The organism is Sinomicrobium endophyticum (assembly GCF_052983315.1).
The window spans coordinates 255,737-274,457 of the sequence record NZ_JBRKIS010000022.1 but is presented as its reverse complement, the minus strand read 5'-3'; the positions used below and the strand labels follow the sequence as shown (position 1 = coordinate 274,457).

11 protein-coding genes are annotated in these 18,721 nt (G+C 43.3%); 9 read left to right on the top strand and 2 right to left on the bottom strand.

The features are described from left to right. From ACVBDU_RS08230 to ACVBDU_RS08210, 5 genes are all read left to right on the top strand, one after another. Positions 1-781: IS3 family transposase (locus ACVBDU_RS08230; RefSeq protein ID WP_447178419.1), on the top strand; the 781-nt coding region annotated here is incomplete at its 5' end. 119 nt (positions 782-900) lie between these two features. Continuing rightward, positions 901-3,900 carry a SusC/RagA family TonB-linked outer membrane protein gene (locus tag ACVBDU_RS08225; protein WP_447179274.1) on the top strand — a complete coding sequence of 1,000 codons (3,000 nt, stop codon included), beginning with the start codon at positions 901-903 and terminating at the stop codon, positions 3,898-3,900. A gap of 10 nt (positions 3,901-3,910) precedes the next feature. After that, positions 3,911-5,314 (top strand): RagB/SusD family nutrient uptake outer membrane protein, encoded by a 1,404-nt coding sequence (locus ACVBDU_RS08220; protein ID WP_447179273.1) that lies wholly within the window; start codon positions 3,911-3,913, stop codon positions 5,312-5,314. Positions 5,315-5,424: 110 nt separating this feature from the next. After that, positions 5,425-6,747: a M16 family metallopeptidase gene (locus ACVBDU_RS08215; RefSeq protein WP_447179272.1), complete on the top strand. Its 1,323-nt coding sequence runs from the start codon at positions 5,425-5,427 to the stop codon at positions 6,745-6,747. Between the two features lie 72 nt (positions 6,748-6,819). Further along, entirely contained in the window at positions 6,820-8,214 is a 1,395-nt protein-coding gene (locus ACVBDU_RS08210) for a M16 family metallopeptidase (protein ID WP_447179271.1), read from the top strand. A gap of 86 nt (positions 8,215-8,300) precedes the next feature. Here the strand turns inward: ACVBDU_RS08210 and ACVBDU_RS08205 are convergent, their stop codons facing one another. Further along, positions 8,301-8,561, bottom strand: coding sequence for a DUF6520 family protein (locus ACVBDU_RS08205; protein WP_447179270.1), 261 nt, complete (start codon positions 8,559-8,561; stop codon positions 8,301-8,303). A gap of 239 nt (positions 8,562-8,800) precedes the next feature. Beyond that, entirely contained in the window at positions 8,801-9,745 is a 945-nt protein-coding gene (locus ACVBDU_RS08200; protein ID WP_447179269.1) for a helix-turn-helix domain-containing protein, read from the bottom strand. 644 nt (positions 9,746-10,389) lie between these two features. Here ACVBDU_RS08200 and ACVBDU_RS08195 point away from each other — a divergent pair. The 4 genes from ACVBDU_RS08195 to ACVBDU_RS08180 all read left to right on the top strand — a co-directional run bounded on the left by ACVBDU_RS08195 (position 10,390) and on the right by ACVBDU_RS08180 (position 18,663). Continuing rightward, entirely contained in the window at positions 10,390-10,521 is a 132-nt protein-coding gene (locus ACVBDU_RS08195) for a transposase (protein WP_447179281.1), read from the top strand. A gap of 994 nt (positions 10,522-11,515) precedes the next feature. After that, positions 11,516-12,520, top strand: a complete 1,005-nt coding sequence (locus ACVBDU_RS08190; protein WP_447179268.1) for a terpene synthase family protein — start codon at positions 11,516-11,518, stop codon at positions 12,518-12,520. 27 nt (positions 12,521-12,547) lie between these two features. Continuing rightward, positions 12,548-13,546: a terpene synthase family protein gene (locus tag ACVBDU_RS08185; protein ID WP_447179267.1), complete on the top strand. Its 999-nt coding sequence runs from the start codon at positions 12,548-12,550 to the stop codon at positions 13,544-13,546. 359 nt (positions 13,547-13,905) lie between these two features. Then, on the top strand, positions 13,906-18,663 hold the full coding sequence (locus tag ACVBDU_RS08180) for an alpha/beta fold hydrolase (RefSeq protein ID WP_447179266.1): 4,758 nt from the start codon (positions 13,906-13,908) through the stop codon (positions 18,661-18,663). The last annotated feature ends 58 nt before the right edge of the window (positions 18,664-18,721 follow it).

Below are 18,721 nucleotides of genomic sequence, written 5' to 3'. Positions count from 1 at the left end.
CCACCAGGAACAACTCCGGGTTAGGAATAGTGTTCTGGAAGGCGCAAGGGAGCTTCGTAAGGGCCATCCTCGGCTGGGTTGTAGGAAGCTCTATGCGGAGCTCAAGCCTACCGGGATGGGTCGGGACAAGACCGAGGCCTTATTGCTGAGTCATGGCTTTAGGTTAAAGCGCAAGCGCAACCGTTACCGTACCACTTATGGGGGGAAGCATTGGTATCCTAATCGGATCACTGATTTACAACTAACCGGGATCAACCAGCTTTGGGTGAGTGATATTACCTATATCGCTGTATCGGCTAAGAAGCCTTATTACCTGACCTTGATCCTGGATGTGTACAGTAGGAAAATCAAAGGCTGGAGTTTGTCAGCCACCCTGACCGCAGAGGATACTATAGTTGTAGCTTATAGGGAAGCCCTGGCCACGACTGCTAAAACCGAACGGAAACAACTCATATTTCATTCGGATAAAGGCAGCCAATACGTTTATAAGCGATTAGCTGAGTTACATACAGAAAATCAGGTACAGCCTAGCATGGGCGGTAAAGCCTGGGAGAATGCTCATGCAGAATCTTTAAACGGCATATTAAAAAATGAATATATCGATTTTGACCACTCCCATATCAGTTTAAAACAAGGGAGAATATTGATAAAAAAAATCGTAGAAAAGTACAATTATCAACGTCCACATGGTTCACTAAAAAATATGAAACCTGTAGAATTTGAAACCTTTGTTCAGGGGTTAACCCCTGAACAAAAACCGAGATTTAAGATTAATTATTAACCAGAAAAAAGGCAACCATATTCAGGCATGCCCATATAACCAACCTTCAACTTGGCACCTGCAACCTGAAAACCTGTAACCCCGCAGGAATTTTTAGCTAACACTCAAATATCGGAATTATGAAACACGCCACATTAGCAGGGTTCTCCTGCTGGTGCCCCATTACTATTGCCTTAATTTTACTTAGCCTACCGGTGTCCCTTAAAGCATCACTACCTTTTCAATCTTTCACTCAACACCAAATTACCGGGACGGTAACGGACGGTAACGGGAAGCCTTTGGGTGGTGTTAATATCATCATTTCCGGAAAACGACAAGGGACGATTTCTGATTTTGACGGAACGTATACTATTATGGCTTCTCCTCTGGATACTTTAGTATATTCCTTCGTTGGATTTAAGACGTTGGAGGAAAGGGTAGGAGGTAGGCTTACTATTGATGTGGTGATGGAGGAGGATGTTACCGCTTTGGGAGAGGTCACGGTGAATGCGGGGTACTATACGGTAAAAGAGAAGGAACGGACGGGGAATATATCCCGGGTTACCTCTGAAGAAATCGAGTTGCAACCGGTAGTAAGCCCTATACAGGCTCTACAGGGCCGCATGGCCGGTGTGGAAATTTTACCGGGAGGGAGCCAACCGGGAATGGCCTCTACGATTCGCATCCGGGGACAGAACAGTTTGCGTGCAGAAGGTAATTTTCCATTGTATATTATAGACGGGGTTCCCCTGAATTCCACTCCGATGGAAAGCAACAGCCTTTTGGGGAGTACGGGTATAGATCCTTTAAACAATCTGAACTTATCCAATATAGAAAGTATCGAGGTATTAAAAGATGCCGATGCTACGGCAATTTATGGCTCCCGGGGGGCTAACGGGGTAATTTTGATCACTACCAAAAGAGGGCAACAACAAAAGACGGAAATAGAAGCCCGGATATATGCAGGTATGGCTACAGTGCCAAATAGGTTAGATTTGCTCAATACGGAGCAATATCTGCAAATCCGGAAAAAAGCTTTTGAGAACGATGGTGTAGTACCCGATGCATCCAATGCTTATGATTTGGTCTTATGGGACCAAAACCGGTATACCGATTGGCAGGATTTCTTTTTTGGTGGTACTTCATACATTACGGATGTTAATTTAGCGGCCTCCGGAGGTAATGAAACCACTTCTTTTAGAATAGGAGGTTCTTACCATAAGCAAGGAACAGTATATCCCGGAGATTATGACTATAGCAAGCTAACCGCGGGATTGCATCTCAACCATACTTCGGAGAGCAAAAAACTGGGCATTGACCTTTCGGTAAATTATGGGATGGATACAAACAACCTGGTAGGGAATGTGAATGTATCCTCCAATGTATTTATGTTGCCACCGAACGCTCCTGCTGTTTTTAATGAAGACGGTAGCTTGCATTGGGTAGCATGGAACGAGGCAGGTGCGGACAATCCTTTAGCCGGCTTTTATAATACCAGTAAGACACAGGCAGGTAATCTGGTGTCCAACCTGGGAATTTCTTACCAGCTCTTATCCGGGCTTAGCCTCAAAACTAATGTAGGGTATTCGTATTTCCATAGCCAGGAATTGATGAAAATGCCTAAAAGATCATACAATCCTTCGAATTGGGGAAATATAGACCATAGGTCCCTACATCTACAATCCGACAGGAAATCCTGGATTATAGAACCCCAGTTGGTATATAGTACGAAGATCGCGGAAGGAAAATTGGATGCACTGTTGGGAGGAACTTTTCAGAAAAGTAAAAACAGTAGTTTAGGTGTACAGGGTGTAGGCTATGTAGCCGAATCGTTAATCGGCAATTTAGATGCCGCAGAAAGTATGGTCAATGGAACCAGCCAAAACACCGCGTATGCATATAGTGCCCTGTTTGCCCGTTTGGGCTATAACTGGAAGCAAAAATACTTTATAAACCTTACCGGGAGAAGGGATGGCTCCTCCCGTTTTGGACCAGGTAAGCGTTTTTCAAACTTCGGTGCCGTTGGTGGTGCCTGGATATTTTCGGAAGAACCTTTTATTCAGAACAATATACCGTTTTTAAGCTTTGGCAAATTACGGGGAAGTTATGGTACTACCGGGAATGACCAGATCGGGGATTACGGTTACCTGGATGCTTATGAAGCCACACCCGGCCCTGGTGGATTATATCCTACCGGGCTTTCCAATCCCGATTATTCCTGGGAGATTAATAAAAAGCTGGAAGCAGCCATAGAACTGGGTTTTCTTGCGGACCGGATAAATCTCGGTTTGAGCTGGTACCGCAACCGTTCTTCCAACCAGTTGGTAGGCTACCCGCTCCCGGGGCTTACCGGTTTTCCTACGGTCCAGGCCAATTTACCGGCTACCGTAGAAAATACAGGTTGGGAGGTGGAAGTGTCTTCCCTGAATATCCGGTCTGAAGATTTCCGTTGGCAAACCTTTTTTAACATCAGTTTTACTGAAAATAAACTGGTTAGTTATCCTGATATTGAGCAATCTTCCTATGCCAATACCTACCGTGTGGGACATCCGCTCAATATTTCACTGCTGTACAGGTATGAAGGTGTTGATCCGGAGACAGGCTTTTATAGTATAGCCGATATCAACGAAGATGGCCGGCTGGATTATGAAGACCGCGTGGTGATTTGGGACCGGGGCCGGAAATTTTTCGGAGGAATAAGCAACAACATAAGCTATAAGAATTTTTCCCTCCAATTTTTATGGGAGTTTGTCAAACAAGAAGGGAAGATAAGTTCGCTTATGGAGGCAGGTCCGTATGGGAATTCACGTATGGAGGTAATGCAGGCGCTTCAAGAGGGAAGCAAGTTTCAACGGATTTCACAATCTTCACAGGCTACTACGGCTTATTCTAATGTCTTAAATACCGTTTTCCTTGTTGAAGATGCCTCCTTTCTACGGTTAAAAACACTTTCCCTGGGATATTCGATTCCCGCTGAAGTGTTACAAACCACAGGGATAAAAGGGTGTAAACTTTTTCTGAATGGTCAAAACCTGATCACGCTTACCAATTATAGTGGAATGGACCCGGAAAGGCCCGGCCCGGGAACCTCATTTGCCGGACTACGTACGATAACTTGTGGGGTGCAACTAAACTTTTAAAAACATGGATATGAAATTATCAATATATATTAAACGGTTCGTAATCATAATGGTTTGTTGTTGCATGGTTTCCTGTGAAAGTTTTGTAGAAGTAGACGCACCGGATCATAAAATAGTGAGTGAAGCGGTCTTTGACGATGATGCTATGGCCATTAGTGTTATGACTGGTATATACAACCAGTTATTCAGGGCTTTTTTCAGTAGTGGCGGATCGGATAGCGTTACTGCTCTGGCCGGACTGTCTGCCGATAATTTGCGGTGCATAAGGACAACAGACCCTACCCGCCTGGAATTTGAACAAAACGAAATTTTGCCCAACAACCCCAGGAACCTTAATGTATGGACCAGCGCCTATAATATCATTTATATGACAAACTCCTTATTGGAGGGATTGACAAATTCCGGAAAAATTACGGAAGAAATCCGTAACCAATTGGAAGGAGAAGCCAAATTTGTTCGTGCCTTTACTTATTTCTACCTGGTTAATTTATACGGCGGAGTCCCTTTGGTATTAACTACCGATTATAGGGTAAATGCGTTGGCTGTAAGGGATACGGAAGAAGAGGTTTATCAGCAGATTATAGAAGACCTGGAAGATGCCATGGATAAATTAGAGGAGAACTATATAAATGGGGAACGCACCCAGGTCAACACTTTTGTTGTTATGGCATTACTGGCAAGAGTAAACCTTTATCAGCAAAATTGGGAAGAGGCAGAGAGACTAAGTACCCAGGTGATTTCCCAGGCAGGTACTTATGAAATACTGGAAGATCCTGACCAGGTTTTTCTGGCCAATAGCCATGAAGCCATTTGGCAGCTATCTCCTGTTAGCAGGGGGAGTGCTTCAACGAATACTAATGAGGGGAGTATTTTTATTATTAATCCCAGGATAACAGCTTTATCACACCTAAAATTGTCAGACGATATCGTAGGGACTTTTCAATCCCCGGATAAACGTTTATCGCATTGGGTGGGTTTTCATGAGGGACTGGCTGTCCATTATGCCTATAAATATAAGATAAGGAACAGTACAGCAGATATTACCGAATATTCCATGGTACTTCGATTGGCAGAACAATACCTGATACGGGCTGAGGCCAGAGCTATGCAAGGCAAGCTAAAGGAAGCCATAGCAGACCTGGATGTGATACGAAACAGGGCAAACTTAGATCTAATATCAGATATCAATCCGGGAATAGATCAAGAGGCTTTGCTGGAGAAAATCATGGAAGAAAGAAGGAAAGAGTTTTTTACGGAATGGGGCCACCGGTGGCTGGACTTAAAGCGTACCGGAACTGCCAGCGAAGTCTTAGGAACGGGCCATCGGTTATGGCAGGATACCGATATACGGTATCCCATACCGGAAGAAGAGCGGATAAAAAACCCGAATCTCGGCCAAAACAATGGGTATTAATTTAATCATAGTACAATTAGCATATGGACGCTCTATATAGATTGCTCATTTTTGTTACAATTATCGTATGTTCTTTTACACCTGCGATGGCACAATCGGAGCCTGGCCCTATGGCCGACACTTTACTCCTGGATAACAGTATAAGACATGGACGTTTACCTAATGGTTTTACGTATTACATGAAATCACTAACCAAAGATCAACCCAAGCTGTATTTAAATTTTTACGTAAAGGCAGGGTATAACCAGGAGGATAAAGGGCAGCTCAACCTGGCCCATGCCCTGGAACATCTGGCATTTGAAACCACGGAAAATTTTCCTTTAGGATTATTTAATACCCTGGAGGTCGGGTTGTATCGCTTTAACGGAAGCACCGGCTCAAAAGGTACGAATTATAATTTTGATGTGCCGATAAACAATGTAGCGATTTTGGATACCGCTTTTCTATGGTTTAAAGATATTGCTACCGGGCTTACCTTATCCGATACCGATATTGACCATATCAGGGAAGAGTTACGACAGGAATTCCTGCTAAAGAACGGCAAAGATTTAAATAAGAGATTTGCAGAAGCAAATTTGCAAGCTGCGTTATTTCCGGGAAGAAAAAGCCGTGACCATTTTTTTGAGCACCTAAAAGCATTTAAGCCAGAAACATTAAGGCGTTTTTATAAGGATTGGTATCGCCCGGATTTGATGGCGTTAAGCGTCATCGGAAACATAAAGGACCTGGATGCGATGGAAAGGAAAATAAAAGAAACCTTTTCCGATATTCGTCCCCATAAGAATCCGAGGATACATGTGGATTTTGATTCCATCTATTTTGAACGACCGTCTCAGTATGTTGTTGTGGAAAAGCCAACAGGGGCAACTTCATCCATGCACAATGGTGATGTTGAAATTCAATTATTTTTCAGGGCCCCGGATGTGGCCGAAAAAATGCATACGTTGGATGGCATTAAAAGGTTAATCCGGTTACAACTGCTGATCGCCTTAGTAAGTGAACGTCTTAACGTAGCTACACATGCCTATAACTCTTTTTATGCAGGTGCTTTCGATCCGTACACATATGGTGACTTCCCTCCGACATTAGGCATTAAGATCAATGCAGAGCATTATGAAACAAGGACAGCATTGCAGCAGACAATACAAGTATTGCACCAACTCCAAAAATATGGTGCTCTTGAACAGGAATGGACTACTATTAAAAAAGAACGGCTTCAATCCATAAACAATACGGACAGTGCGTATGCCAAATATTGGGTCAATGAAATAGGGAACCAATTTTTACATGGACAAGCCCTACCATCTAATAAACAAGCCCTTTTAAAAAAGTGGCTATCTGATCTTTCTTTAGGAGATTTTAATGATTTTGTTCGTGAGTTTCTCTCCAAGACGCCGGAAGATATCGGCATCATAGTCCCTACCGGGGATTAAGCGTTGTCCTATGGAGAGCAGGAAATACGCTCCCGGATAAAAAATGCTTTTAAGAAACCGGTACACCCTTACATGCTACCTGAAACACCTACTGTGTTGATGCCCGTTGAGAAGACTGTGGGACTAAAGGAGAAAGGCTATATAGATAAAGGCATAGGAGAATCCGGGGCCAGGGAACTGGTTTTGGATAATGGCATACAGGTGGTCTTAAAATCCTATATACCATCTCCGGGGGTATATAGTGATAAGATTATGCTGCATGGCTTTAGCCCGAAGGGAGCCTCTTGTGCTTCCAAAGAAGATTATTATGCTGCCCTGCTGGCTCCGGGTATTGTGAAAAATGCCGGGGTGGGGGCTATGGACAAGTTTATGTTAAAGCGTTTCCTTTCAAACACCAGTATTTCGGTTTCTCCGTATATTGGATATTACGAAACGGGAATAACAGCAAACGCTGCCTTGAATGATGTGGAAAAAATGCTGCAACTGATTTATCTCTATATTACTACCCCACGTAAAGACCAGGAAGCTTTTAAAGACTGGAAACTGGAAGAACAAAAGTCCTATTATAATTCCTCCTCTAACATCATCCAGGCAGATTTTTATAATGCTATTGGAGAAATTACCGGGGACAGTTCGGTGAGAAGAAACCCTTTGAGCAGTAAAAGAGCCCTTCAAGGAACAAAACGTTTTAGAGGTATAAAGCAAGCCAACCTGGATAAGGCCTATGAAGCATACAAAAGTCTCTTTGGTCATGCCAAAGATTTTACATTTTTAATCAGTGGAGCGTTTGCTATGGATTCCGTATTGCCTTTAGTACAGAAATATTTGGGGAACCTTCCCGATATATCCGATTCACCTCAGTGTAGCCAGAAGCCGGCAAATACCGACGCCCCTTCTAACGGCCTCTCATACCATGAAATACCGCCCCCGGATTATCAAATGCATAATACCAGTTATAGTTTGCGCTTTATGTCAAAAGCATCTGATATGGATGATTGGCGGGAGGAGATAAAAATACGAGCTTTGGGTAGAATTGCCATGCTAAAAGCCTGGTCACTGCGCTTTGAAAAGGGATATTCGTTATATGACCTAAGTGCATCCGGACAGTTAAACAAGGATAAATCACGATATGAAATCAGTATTAACTTTAACTGTGAATTGAAGGAATTGCCATTACTGCGAGGGGACAGCAAAAAGATTATTCACCAAATAAAATCAGGCCAGGTAACACGGGAAATACTTCAAAAAACATTTAAGGAACTAAAATCTGCGTATAATCAAACAAACGCCACGACCCCAAGGGAAATGCAACATAGACTTTATAACCATTATCGTTATGAGTTGTCCTGGGTCGATTCTGTTGAAGCTGAAAACTATATTGAATCGTTAACCCTTAAAGATATTATGGATGCCGCTAATGTATACTGTAAGGAGGAAAACTTATTTGAATTTGTAATGAAAAATTAAAAAAACGTTTTGCTGAAGGCCACTTTCGGATATTTTTATAAACAATATCCCGCCAGGAAAATTCTTGACGGGATAGTTAATCAAAATTAAAGGTCAATAATGTTGCCATCACCTACTTTTGCAGTTTGAGGGTCCTCGGCATCATAAACCTGATGAACCTGGCCATCAATTCGAACCTGGCAAGGTTCATTTCCTTCACCACAGTTCAGTTCAACATCTAATGGTTCAAATTCACCATCTACCAAAATATAATCGGTAGTGGGGTCGCTTAATGTCATGGTGGCAAATGCCATTCCAATGGCCAATATAAAGGCCGACATCGGTAAAATCAATTTAAGACGTTTCATGACTAAAAAAAATAAAAATTACACCTACTCTATCAGGTTTTCGGCTTCCCCTGTATGTATTGCGCAATACATTTTTTATACTCGGATAATATTCATTTTTCCGGGATTGATATAAGCAGTCCCCTGAACACAGTAAAATTAGAACCGGGTTTTACGACACGAAAGAAAAAAACGGTAAAAATTCTGCAAACCCGGTCAAAACCTTTCCGTTTTTTTCCTTTTTATGTTAAAGTTTAGCTTTACTTGTTTTTCAGGTATCGGCTAAGGGCATAGCGGAAGGATCGTTCATCGTTGTAACCGACAGATAAGTAAACATCCTTTGCTCTTAAATCATTGTGTTCCATTTGCGCAATGGCGTCGGTGATCCTGAGTTTGCTATAATATTCGTGCGGAGTTATACCATACTCGCGTTTAAAGTGGTTGCGGAGGGTACGTTCGGTAACATGAAATTGCAAAGCGAGGAATCTGGCATTTAGAAGGCTGTTCCGGTATTGGTCATCCAGGTACATCTTCACCCGGTAGGCTAGTTTGTGGTACTGTGGCCCCAATACGGAATTATAGTGCCCCAGTATATACGAGAGGTACTTGCGCAGGTTGCCGTCCAGCGCGCCTGCATTGTTCCTGGAGTAGCTATACACCTTATAAAGCCAGCACTGTACCTTACGGTCTATAGGGCAGGGATGCATAAGGTAGTAGGGCCTGGAACTATACTTGAATTTTTCGAGGATATATTGGAGACCGGGAAAGTCCGTGCTGATGCTTTCCAGCCATTCCGGGGCCATATTTACAAACAGAACGGTGTGATGTCCTTTTCCGGTATGTGCCGTATACTGTCCTCTTCCATAATAGAGCATGGCAAATGTATTGGTCTGTACCTGGGTAACAGGGCACCTGTTCCCGGAGGTAATGGACAGGGTACCGCCAAGCATAAAATAGAGGAACAACTCTCGCCTGGGAATTTTAAACCGGACAGCCATGGGCCTGTTGGCCTTGATCTCAAACATATCGATATAAAATGGGGAACAGTGCATTTGCTGGCTTAGGATCTCCATCTCCCGTAAACGGTAGTAATGGCACCGCTCGGCAAAAGAGATCGGGAATCGGCACCATTCGGGTAGTTTTTCGATGGGGTTGGCATATATTAATTCTTGCGGTTTAAAGACCAGGTTGTATGGTGTTTTCATAGCATAGGGGTTTATGCTTTGCCTGACACTGAGAGTCGAACGTTTTAAAATTTAAGGACTACACTCCGGCTGCTGGCATATTGAAATAAAATTACTGCTTTCAATATTAAAACCGGTATCCTAAGTGGATACAAAAAGTATAACGGGGGAATACTTTTGTGTAAGGTTTTTAACAATTTCGCTTACATACACGTCGTATTTCAGAGGTCTAATTCTCGAAACTCCGAACTTGAAATGGGGGTCTTATTTAAAACAGGCTCCAAAAACAATATAAAGTTCCCAAATCCAAAACGAAAACATTTATGCCAGAAGGAGAAAGATTTATCGCTCAGGGAATTTTTTGGATAGGAAAATTGTTAATCGATGTGTTATCTTTAGGTTTTAAGGGATTTTTCGACATAGTCGATACAAAATCCCAATTTAGGGGGTGTTCTATTTATATAAAGGAGAAAAATCAGGTTCACTTAATTTCTTTTTGGTCGAGCCCTTTGGTGCTTTGACATGCTTAGCTGGAAAGAACGGATAAAGTGAGCCACCCAAAACGGATAAAAATGGGCAGTGAAAATTTTGTTACCTAAAAAATAAAAAACCCAGTGAAATCAGTACTTCATAAGGTTTTACGTATCTTGTGTGAATTTAAATGAATTATCATCAAGATTCTTGCCTTGCAAGATTCGGGTCGTTCGGTTTCTGATCTCAGCCGGGAGCAGGGCATCAGTCAGGCGACATTTTACAATTGGAAGGGTAAGTATTCGGTGGTACAGCGTCCCCAGTAATGGTTTTGTCCATCGCTAAGCATTGGCTCCCCGTAATTTTTCAGTTTATGGGCCAGCCAGAGGGTTACTATCCACCATTCATAGATCTCCCACATCTACTGTTCAGCATTTTGCAGGGCTTCAATATCATTTTCAAGGGCAGAGATACGGCTGATTAAAGCGGCATTATCCGGCTCGTCTTCCAGTTTTAATTCCGCTTCCGGAAGCTCTTCAGACCAGGTTTCCAGTTGGTCGTCTTTTTCCGTTTCACAGTAGGTATTTCCCGCTGCATCCCCACAGGTGCTTCAGCAGCCCTAAGCCTACCTTTGTACAATGATTCATGTGTAGATCAAACTTTTTGGTATTTTAAAAGTATGTACACGATGCGTACATCGTTTATACTTTGTTTTAAGTTTAGGAATAAATTCTTGGTAATTTGGTATATGGGAATCGGACTAAAAAATCGGTTTTCATATTAAGCCTTGTTAATCGGAAATAGGTCACCTTCTTGCGAATGTCCTATACCATAGCCGGAAGGGAACAACCCAGCTAGCAGACAGGCTCCCTCCCTGTGATTCATTTTTTTGTTGTATTCATAAGAGAGGAATTGGATATTTATTGCTTGTCTTTATCTTTCCGAAAATAATCTTCCATTTTGAGCAACAAACTGATAATCCCTGGACTCACCTTCATACTTTTCAGAAGGGATTAAGGATAAACGACGAAGGAACGCGGGAATGATATTTTCGAAATTTATCTTAAACAAACAGGAATAGGTCTTAGTAGAATTGAGAGAGTAGAATATGTATTAGGTGAACTATATAAAAAGTAATTTTTTACCTGATTACGGAAATCCATAATGAAGATCCCGAATATTCACTTAATTTTATCTGAAAACCATTACAATATAAATTGTTTTGGCCTCATTGATCCTTACTGCTTCCCGTCTGGTGTTTTTTTACCAGGGAGTTGTTGCTCTGATTTTTATATTAAACCTGCTCCAATTCATCATATTATGAACATTAAGAAAATTCTTCAGAATGAATTCCGCTACCCCTTTCCCTGTTTTAAAAATCCGTATGTAGACACCTTGCAACACATTACGGATAATGAATGGATAGACGGGGCCTATCTTTATCTCTACCAGGAGAATGAAGCCGTTCGTAAAAAATACAAAAACACCCGAACGGCGCATATTGCTTCACATTGGTTTCCCACAGCGGGCCACGAACGCCTTTTGCCGGTATGCCGGCTGATGCTCTGGACGCTGTATAACGATGATATGTACGAGGAGATCACCCCCGAAGAACTTCCTTTCATACGCGATCGTTCCCTGGCTGTGCTCAATGGAGAGATGACAGGAGAAAACTCCCGTATTCCCTTGGAGCCTTTACTAGGCTCTTTAAGAAAAGAGTTCTTGCTATACCTCGCCCCGGCTTCCTACAACAGGTTTGTCACCATGATAAACCGTTATTTTCACGGTTTGGAAAAGGAGTTGATATATAAAGCCAATCATGAATATCCTGGCATTGCCGAATGCCTGGCCATAGGGGAAGCCTCCCTTTGTCTTTATCCGTTTTTGCAACTTACGGAGATCGACACCGGGGTGACCTTGCCCGATGAAATTCATGACCACCCTGTGATCAGGAGGTTACAGGCCCTGGCCAGCCGGATGATGCTTTTGTACAACGACGTGCAGTCTTTACAGAAAGACCAGCTTACCGGGGGGATTTATTACAATATGGTAAAAGTCATCGAACATCAGAAAGGGATCTCCCTCGAAGCAGCCTGCGCCGAGGATATCCGTATGCATAACGAGGACCTGAAAGAATTTTTAATACTGCAGCGAAAACTTCCCGATTTCGGAGAGTGGCATAGCGCTGTAGTTAATTGGGTACACTATATGAGTATGACCCTGAGCGGATGGAAAACAGTTTCCTTTGATCTTGCCCGTTACAATACGGCAACAGGATTTCCCTCGGCGGACATGTTAAAAAACAACCGGAACATTATAACTTAAAAATTCGTAATATTAAAAATCGACACCATGCAAAAAGCAATACAGATCCCCAAACCCACCTATCCCTGGCCAACCATTCAAAGCCCCTTGAGCGGCACTTTTTACGAAGAAGAGAACAACTGGTATGACCAGGATTATCAATTTTTATCATCAGAAGCGCTGGCGAGATATAAAAAAATGCGATTGGTTGACGTCGGGCCTTATATGGTACCTACAATTACCGACCGGGACAAAGTGCGTGCTATTGCGCGTTTTGTAATTTACATGACAATAACAGATGATTATGTAGAACTTTTGCCGGTAGCTGAAATAGAAGCTTTCAGGGACCGGATTTTTGATGTAATGATGGGTGACGAGCCCCGGCCGGAAGAAATGGGGATACTTCGTCAAATGCAAACCGGCAGAAAGGAATGGATCGCCCTCGGGATGCCTGAATTCTGGGTAGAACGGATAGCCAGGAATTATAAGTACCGCTTTATTGCCGATGGGATCATGGAGGAGTCACCGTATAAGATCAGTAAAGACATTCCTCCTGTTTCCCTCTTTCATTTGATTCGCGCCAATTCTATTGGAATGATACCATTTATTGATCAGATTAGCCTCTTAACCGGTTTTGCTTTGCCTGACTATATTTATAATCATACGGTTATCCAGCGCCTGGTAATGCTTGAGGCCATAATTGTTGCACTTCAAAATGATTTTGCCAGTATCAAAAAGGAGATACCGATAGAATCAGAGATGTTCAATATCATTACATTATTACAGCATCATAACAAAATATCTTTTGATGAAGCCTGTGCGGAAGGGATGAGGATTCATGATGAATTTGTAGATGAATTTGTAACATTATCAAACCATCTTCCGGATTTCAGTCCGTATCAAAAAGAAACAGAAGAGTTTATTTACTACATAAAACTAATGATCAGTGGTTTGAATTCCTGGTATTATCGAAGTGGAACACCACGGTATGAACCAGGGGGGTATCCTGTACCACCAAAAAGGAATGGTGAAACGGATCAAGATTAAGTTTGATATCGTTCCCAAGAGCGGGGTGGGGATAAATGTTATTCTTCCTTCCTAGCGGGATATAGATGAAGATTATATTCTTTTTCAGGATTGAACTGCCGGTTTTTTTAGCATCTTGACAGAATGAGGGAGAGGATATTATGTATCTCACAAATCTTAAGGTGTCATTGGTATGATGTTTGTTTTTTCCTACATTTAGTATGGTTAAATATTTATGAATTTATACTCGGATGTTGACCCAAAAGAAATCACATAATATATGTTAAAATATTTTTGTTTTAACCAGTCAACGGATTCTATTTTATAATCAATACAGATGAAAATACTTACCTGACTTATAAACTTAAAACTGATTTTTCATGTATGATAAAGCCCCAACTTATTCAGACAGAAACGATTCTTCTTGTCAAAAAGGCATAGCCATAGTAGGCATGTCCTGCCGTTTTCCCCGGGCATCTACATTATCGGAATTCTGGGAATTACTGAAACAAGGTAAAAACACGGTTACCTCCATACCCAAAGAAAGATGGGAGGTGGCGGATTTTTATGACCCTTCCCCCGAAGCCGTGAATAAAACCCATCAACGGGAGGCTTCGATGCTAACGGATATTCACGATTTTGACCCTTTGTTTTTCCGTATTTCCCCGGCGGAAGCTGCCGAAATGCACCCTTCCCAGAAATTAATGCTGGAACTGGTATGGGAAGCTATAGAAAATTCGAATATACCGTTCGATAAAGTACAGGGAAGCCGGGCCGGAGTGTATATAGGAAACATATGGAATGATTTTGAACATTATTGCCGGCAGAAAAATGCGTTGGTATCCTCACATTCTGCATTAGGACGGGCTGCCAATATAATTGCCAACCGGATCTCGTTTGTTTATGGTTTTACCGGCCCCAGCCTGGTCGTGGATACCGGTTGTTCCGCCTCCCTGGTAGCCCTGCACCTGGCATGTAGGAGTTTGTGGGAAGGAGATACGGAACTGGCTGTTGCGGGTGGGGTCAACCATCTTCTCGATCCCGGGCAGTATGTTTTGCTTTCGAAATTCGGCGGATTGTCTGTACAAGGACAATGCAGTGCATTTGACAAGGGGGCGGACGGTTTTGTTCGCGGAGAGGGCGGAGGGGTTCTCCTGTTAAAAGAATTGTCCCGGGCAGAAGCGGATGGAGATATGATCTATGCCGTTATACGCAATACGGCCGTCAATAATAACGGCCATAATGCAAACTTGCCAGCTACCAGTATCCCTGCGCAGGAACAATTGCTCCATAAAATCTATAAAGAATGTGGAATAGCCCCGCATGAAGTACATTATGTGGAAGCTCACGGAACCGGTACTAAAGTGGGAGATCCTACGGAGGCTAAAGCCCTTGGAACATTTTTTTCCAGGGAAAGAGAAGAAAACAAGTTGTACATTGGTTCTGTAAAAACAAATATAGGGCACCTGGAAGGCGCGGCAGGTATTGCAGGGGTGATAAAAGCGGTACTCTCCATGCAACACAAACAGTTACCGGCAAGTCTCCACTATCGGACCCCGAATCCCGATATTCCCTTCGAATCCCTCAAACTTGCGGTACAGCATCAACTCACTTCGTGGCCTGTTCTTAACGGGGAACGTTTGAAAGCCGGGGTCAATTCCTTCGGATGGGGAGGGACCAATGCCCATGTGATCCTGGAAGAATACCGGGAAAGTTACGCTATTACAAAGTCCCCTGCACCGATTACCCGAACAGGGTATTGCCTCCCGGTCTCGGCTAAATCCACAGCGGCCTTAAAAGATTATACAAGGGCTTATGCCGCAATATTAAAAAATGCGCCGGACACTGTTGTTCGGGATATTTGTGTTGCATCCGCTATGTTAAAACCGGCTTTTGATCACCGGGTATTATTTACGACAGAGCACAGGGATGAATTGCTCGAAGCACTGGAAAATTTTGCACAGGGGACGGAGGAGATCATCCCCCTTAATCTATCCTCATCCATAAATAAGTTGGTCATGGTGTTTCCCGGGCAAGGAGGACAATGGATTGGCATGGGAAAGGAACTTCTTAAAAAAGAGCCGGTGTTTAAAGAGGTCATAGAAGCCTGTGCCCGGGCTTTCCGTTCCTACACGGACTGGAACCTGGTGGAGGTGCTGCAAGCTACTCCGGAGATCAACCGTTTACAGGAAATCGATGTCATCCAACCTGCCTTGTGCGCCATACAAATTGCGCTGGCCAGACTTTGGATGTCCTGGGGTATATACCCGGATGCGGTAATGGGACATAGTATGGGGGAGGTGGCAGCTGCACATATTGCGGGGATATTATCCCTGGATGATGCCGCCCGTATTATTTGTAAGCGTAGCGCCCTGATGAAAACAGTGAGTGGTAAGGGAGGGGCGATGATGGTCACGGAACTGTCCTATAAAGAAGCCAGTGGATGGATAGAAAGGGAATACCCGGAATTGTCCGTTGCCGTAAACAACAGTCCCAGGTCTACCGTATTGGCGGGAGACCAAAAAGTTATGGATAAGGTCAAATCCGTACTGGAGCAGCGGGATATTTTCTGTCGGCAGGTAAAAGTGGATGTGGCTTCCCACAGTAGGCAAATGGACCCGCTTACAGGAGAACTCAAGGAAGCACTACAGGATATTAAACCACAACCCGGAACAATCCCGGTTTTCTCTACTTGCCGGAATAAGATAGTAGACGGGGAGGAACTTCATGCAGATTACTGGGTGGATAACCTGCGAAATACGGTACAGTTCACTTCTGCTATGACATATTTGATGAATGAGGGATATACGGTTTTTATGGAGATCGGACCCCATCCCGTGTTGTCGAACGCGATAAAGGAGTGTGCCGGAGATTTTAAAAAACAAATAATTACGGCAGCCTCGCTTTACCGGGAAGAACCGGAACTGCCATCACTGTACAGAAACCTGGGAAACTTATACGAACAGGGATATACTATAGATTGGACCCGTTTTTACGGTACCACCAAGGCACCGGATGTGGTATTGCCGAATTATCCTTTTCAGCGCGAACATTTTGAGATCAAAGACAGGTCTCACCTGGTGACCGATACCGGAAAAAGTCCCCGGTTCCCGTTAGAGGGGAAGGCCATACCTCTTGCCGATTCCGAAGATACCCGCTACCTGGAAAGGCAAATCAGCCTGGAAATGTTACCTTTCCTAAAAGATTTCAGGATTAATGATGCTTTTGTCATCCCCGAATCGGTTTATATCGAAATGCTCTTACAGGTAGTAGGCAAAGAGAACACTACAGATGTTCCAGTTATTACCGGGCTACATTTTTTGAAATCCGTTATTTTACCACTAGAAGGATGTATAACCATACAATTCAAGTTAGATCGTCAGGATAAAGGTTTTTCGTTTAAATTCTTTGTAAAGGCCGATCATATATATGATGACGGTCAATGGGAACCGGTTGCTATGGGAAAGATTGTTTTCCGGTCACAGGCTGAATTACATTTCACAAAAACTGTAGAGCTCCTCCGGACGGATGAAATTCCCGAGGCATTATCTTATTACAATGCCCTTCGAACACTGGGATTAGATTATCAGGGTTCGTTCCTGGGACTTCGGGAGATCGGCAAGAATGACAGGTTCCCGGAAGAGGTACATTTTCGTATCCGGCCGGACAAGCACATCCTGGAGTCCGCAGATAGCTATCGGGTACATCCGGGATTACTGGATGCTTGTTTTCAGCCGATATACTATACAGCCATAGAAAATACCGGAATACAACCCGGGCGGGCTGCATTTCTTACAGCTGCGGAAGAAATAACAATAGCCGGTATTCCGGATGGTGCCCAGGAGTTGTATGGAAGCATTGTATTCGGAATACTGAAAAATGAAGAAGGGGGAGGGACGACCATTTCCGCAGATATAGCTATTTATGATTATACCGGAAATCCGGTACTGAAAATAAAAAAACTGGAAGGAAAACTACTTGGAGAACAGCTTGCACAAGACCATTATTTAGGGACCTTTTCTCATCCGGAACAAGATGAAGAACAGGATAGTGAAGAATTCCTCTCCCGTTTTCAATCCCTTTCTTCCAGGGAGGAAAAGCAGGAAGCGGCAGAGCAGCTGTTGGTGAAGCATGTTGCGGGAATCACCAAAATACCCCCGGGCCGTATCCGCCCTTCCGTAACATTTAAAGATGTCGGCGTAGATTCGCTTATGACCCTACTGCTGCGCAATGACCTGGAGGAAGAACTTTCCTTGAAATTACCGGTCTCCGCCTTCTGGTCTCATCCTAGCATAGCGGCTTATGCTGCACTGATTGTGGGTATTATGGATAATCGGGAAGATAAGGAACATTCTTTAGCTACAGGCACGAATAAGGTGGCTGTGGATATTACGGATTGGCTTGTTATTTCCCGGCCTCGTCCGGAATCCCGATACAGATTGTTTTGCTTTCACGATGCCGGGGGGGATTCTTCTTTGTTTCGGGGATGGGAGCACCTGTTAGGGACAGATATAGAACTGGTAGCTGTGGAACTGCCGGGGCGGGGAACGAGGTTAACTGAAAATGCCTATACGGATATACATCGGCTTGTTACCGATATCATATCGGAACTTTTACCGATCCTGGATAAACCTTTCCTGTTTTTTGGTCACAGTATGGGGGGATTACTGGCATTTGAGATTGCAAGGGAACTTAGAAACTTACATTATAACTTGCCCGAAAAACTGATCCTTTCGGGAATGCCCGGGCCTGTGAATTATTTCCCCCGGGAAGTAATGAGTACATTTAACGATACAGAGCTCACCGGGATATTTCCACATCTAGAAAAAATTCGACACCAGGATAAGGAATTGTTTCAATTGTTGATAAAACGCTTACGGGACGATTTGCTTCTACTGAATCGTTACCGTTATGTCCCGAAGCAAAAGTTGCCTGTTCCCCTGATAACCATTCATGGCAAGGAAGACCAGCGTGTTAACAGGGAACAGGTCGAAGAATGGCGTTTTGAAACCTCACAACCGGTTAAAGTGATTTCCAGGCCGGGAGGACACCGCTACCTGGAAAATGATCGTTTGTACCTAACCGCTATGATAGCGGAGGAAGTAAGAGCGCTGGTACCGGATAAAATAGTATTATAAAGAATAAGGCAACTATCGAAGCACATGTTTTTATTCAGGCATTTATTGAATGAATTAT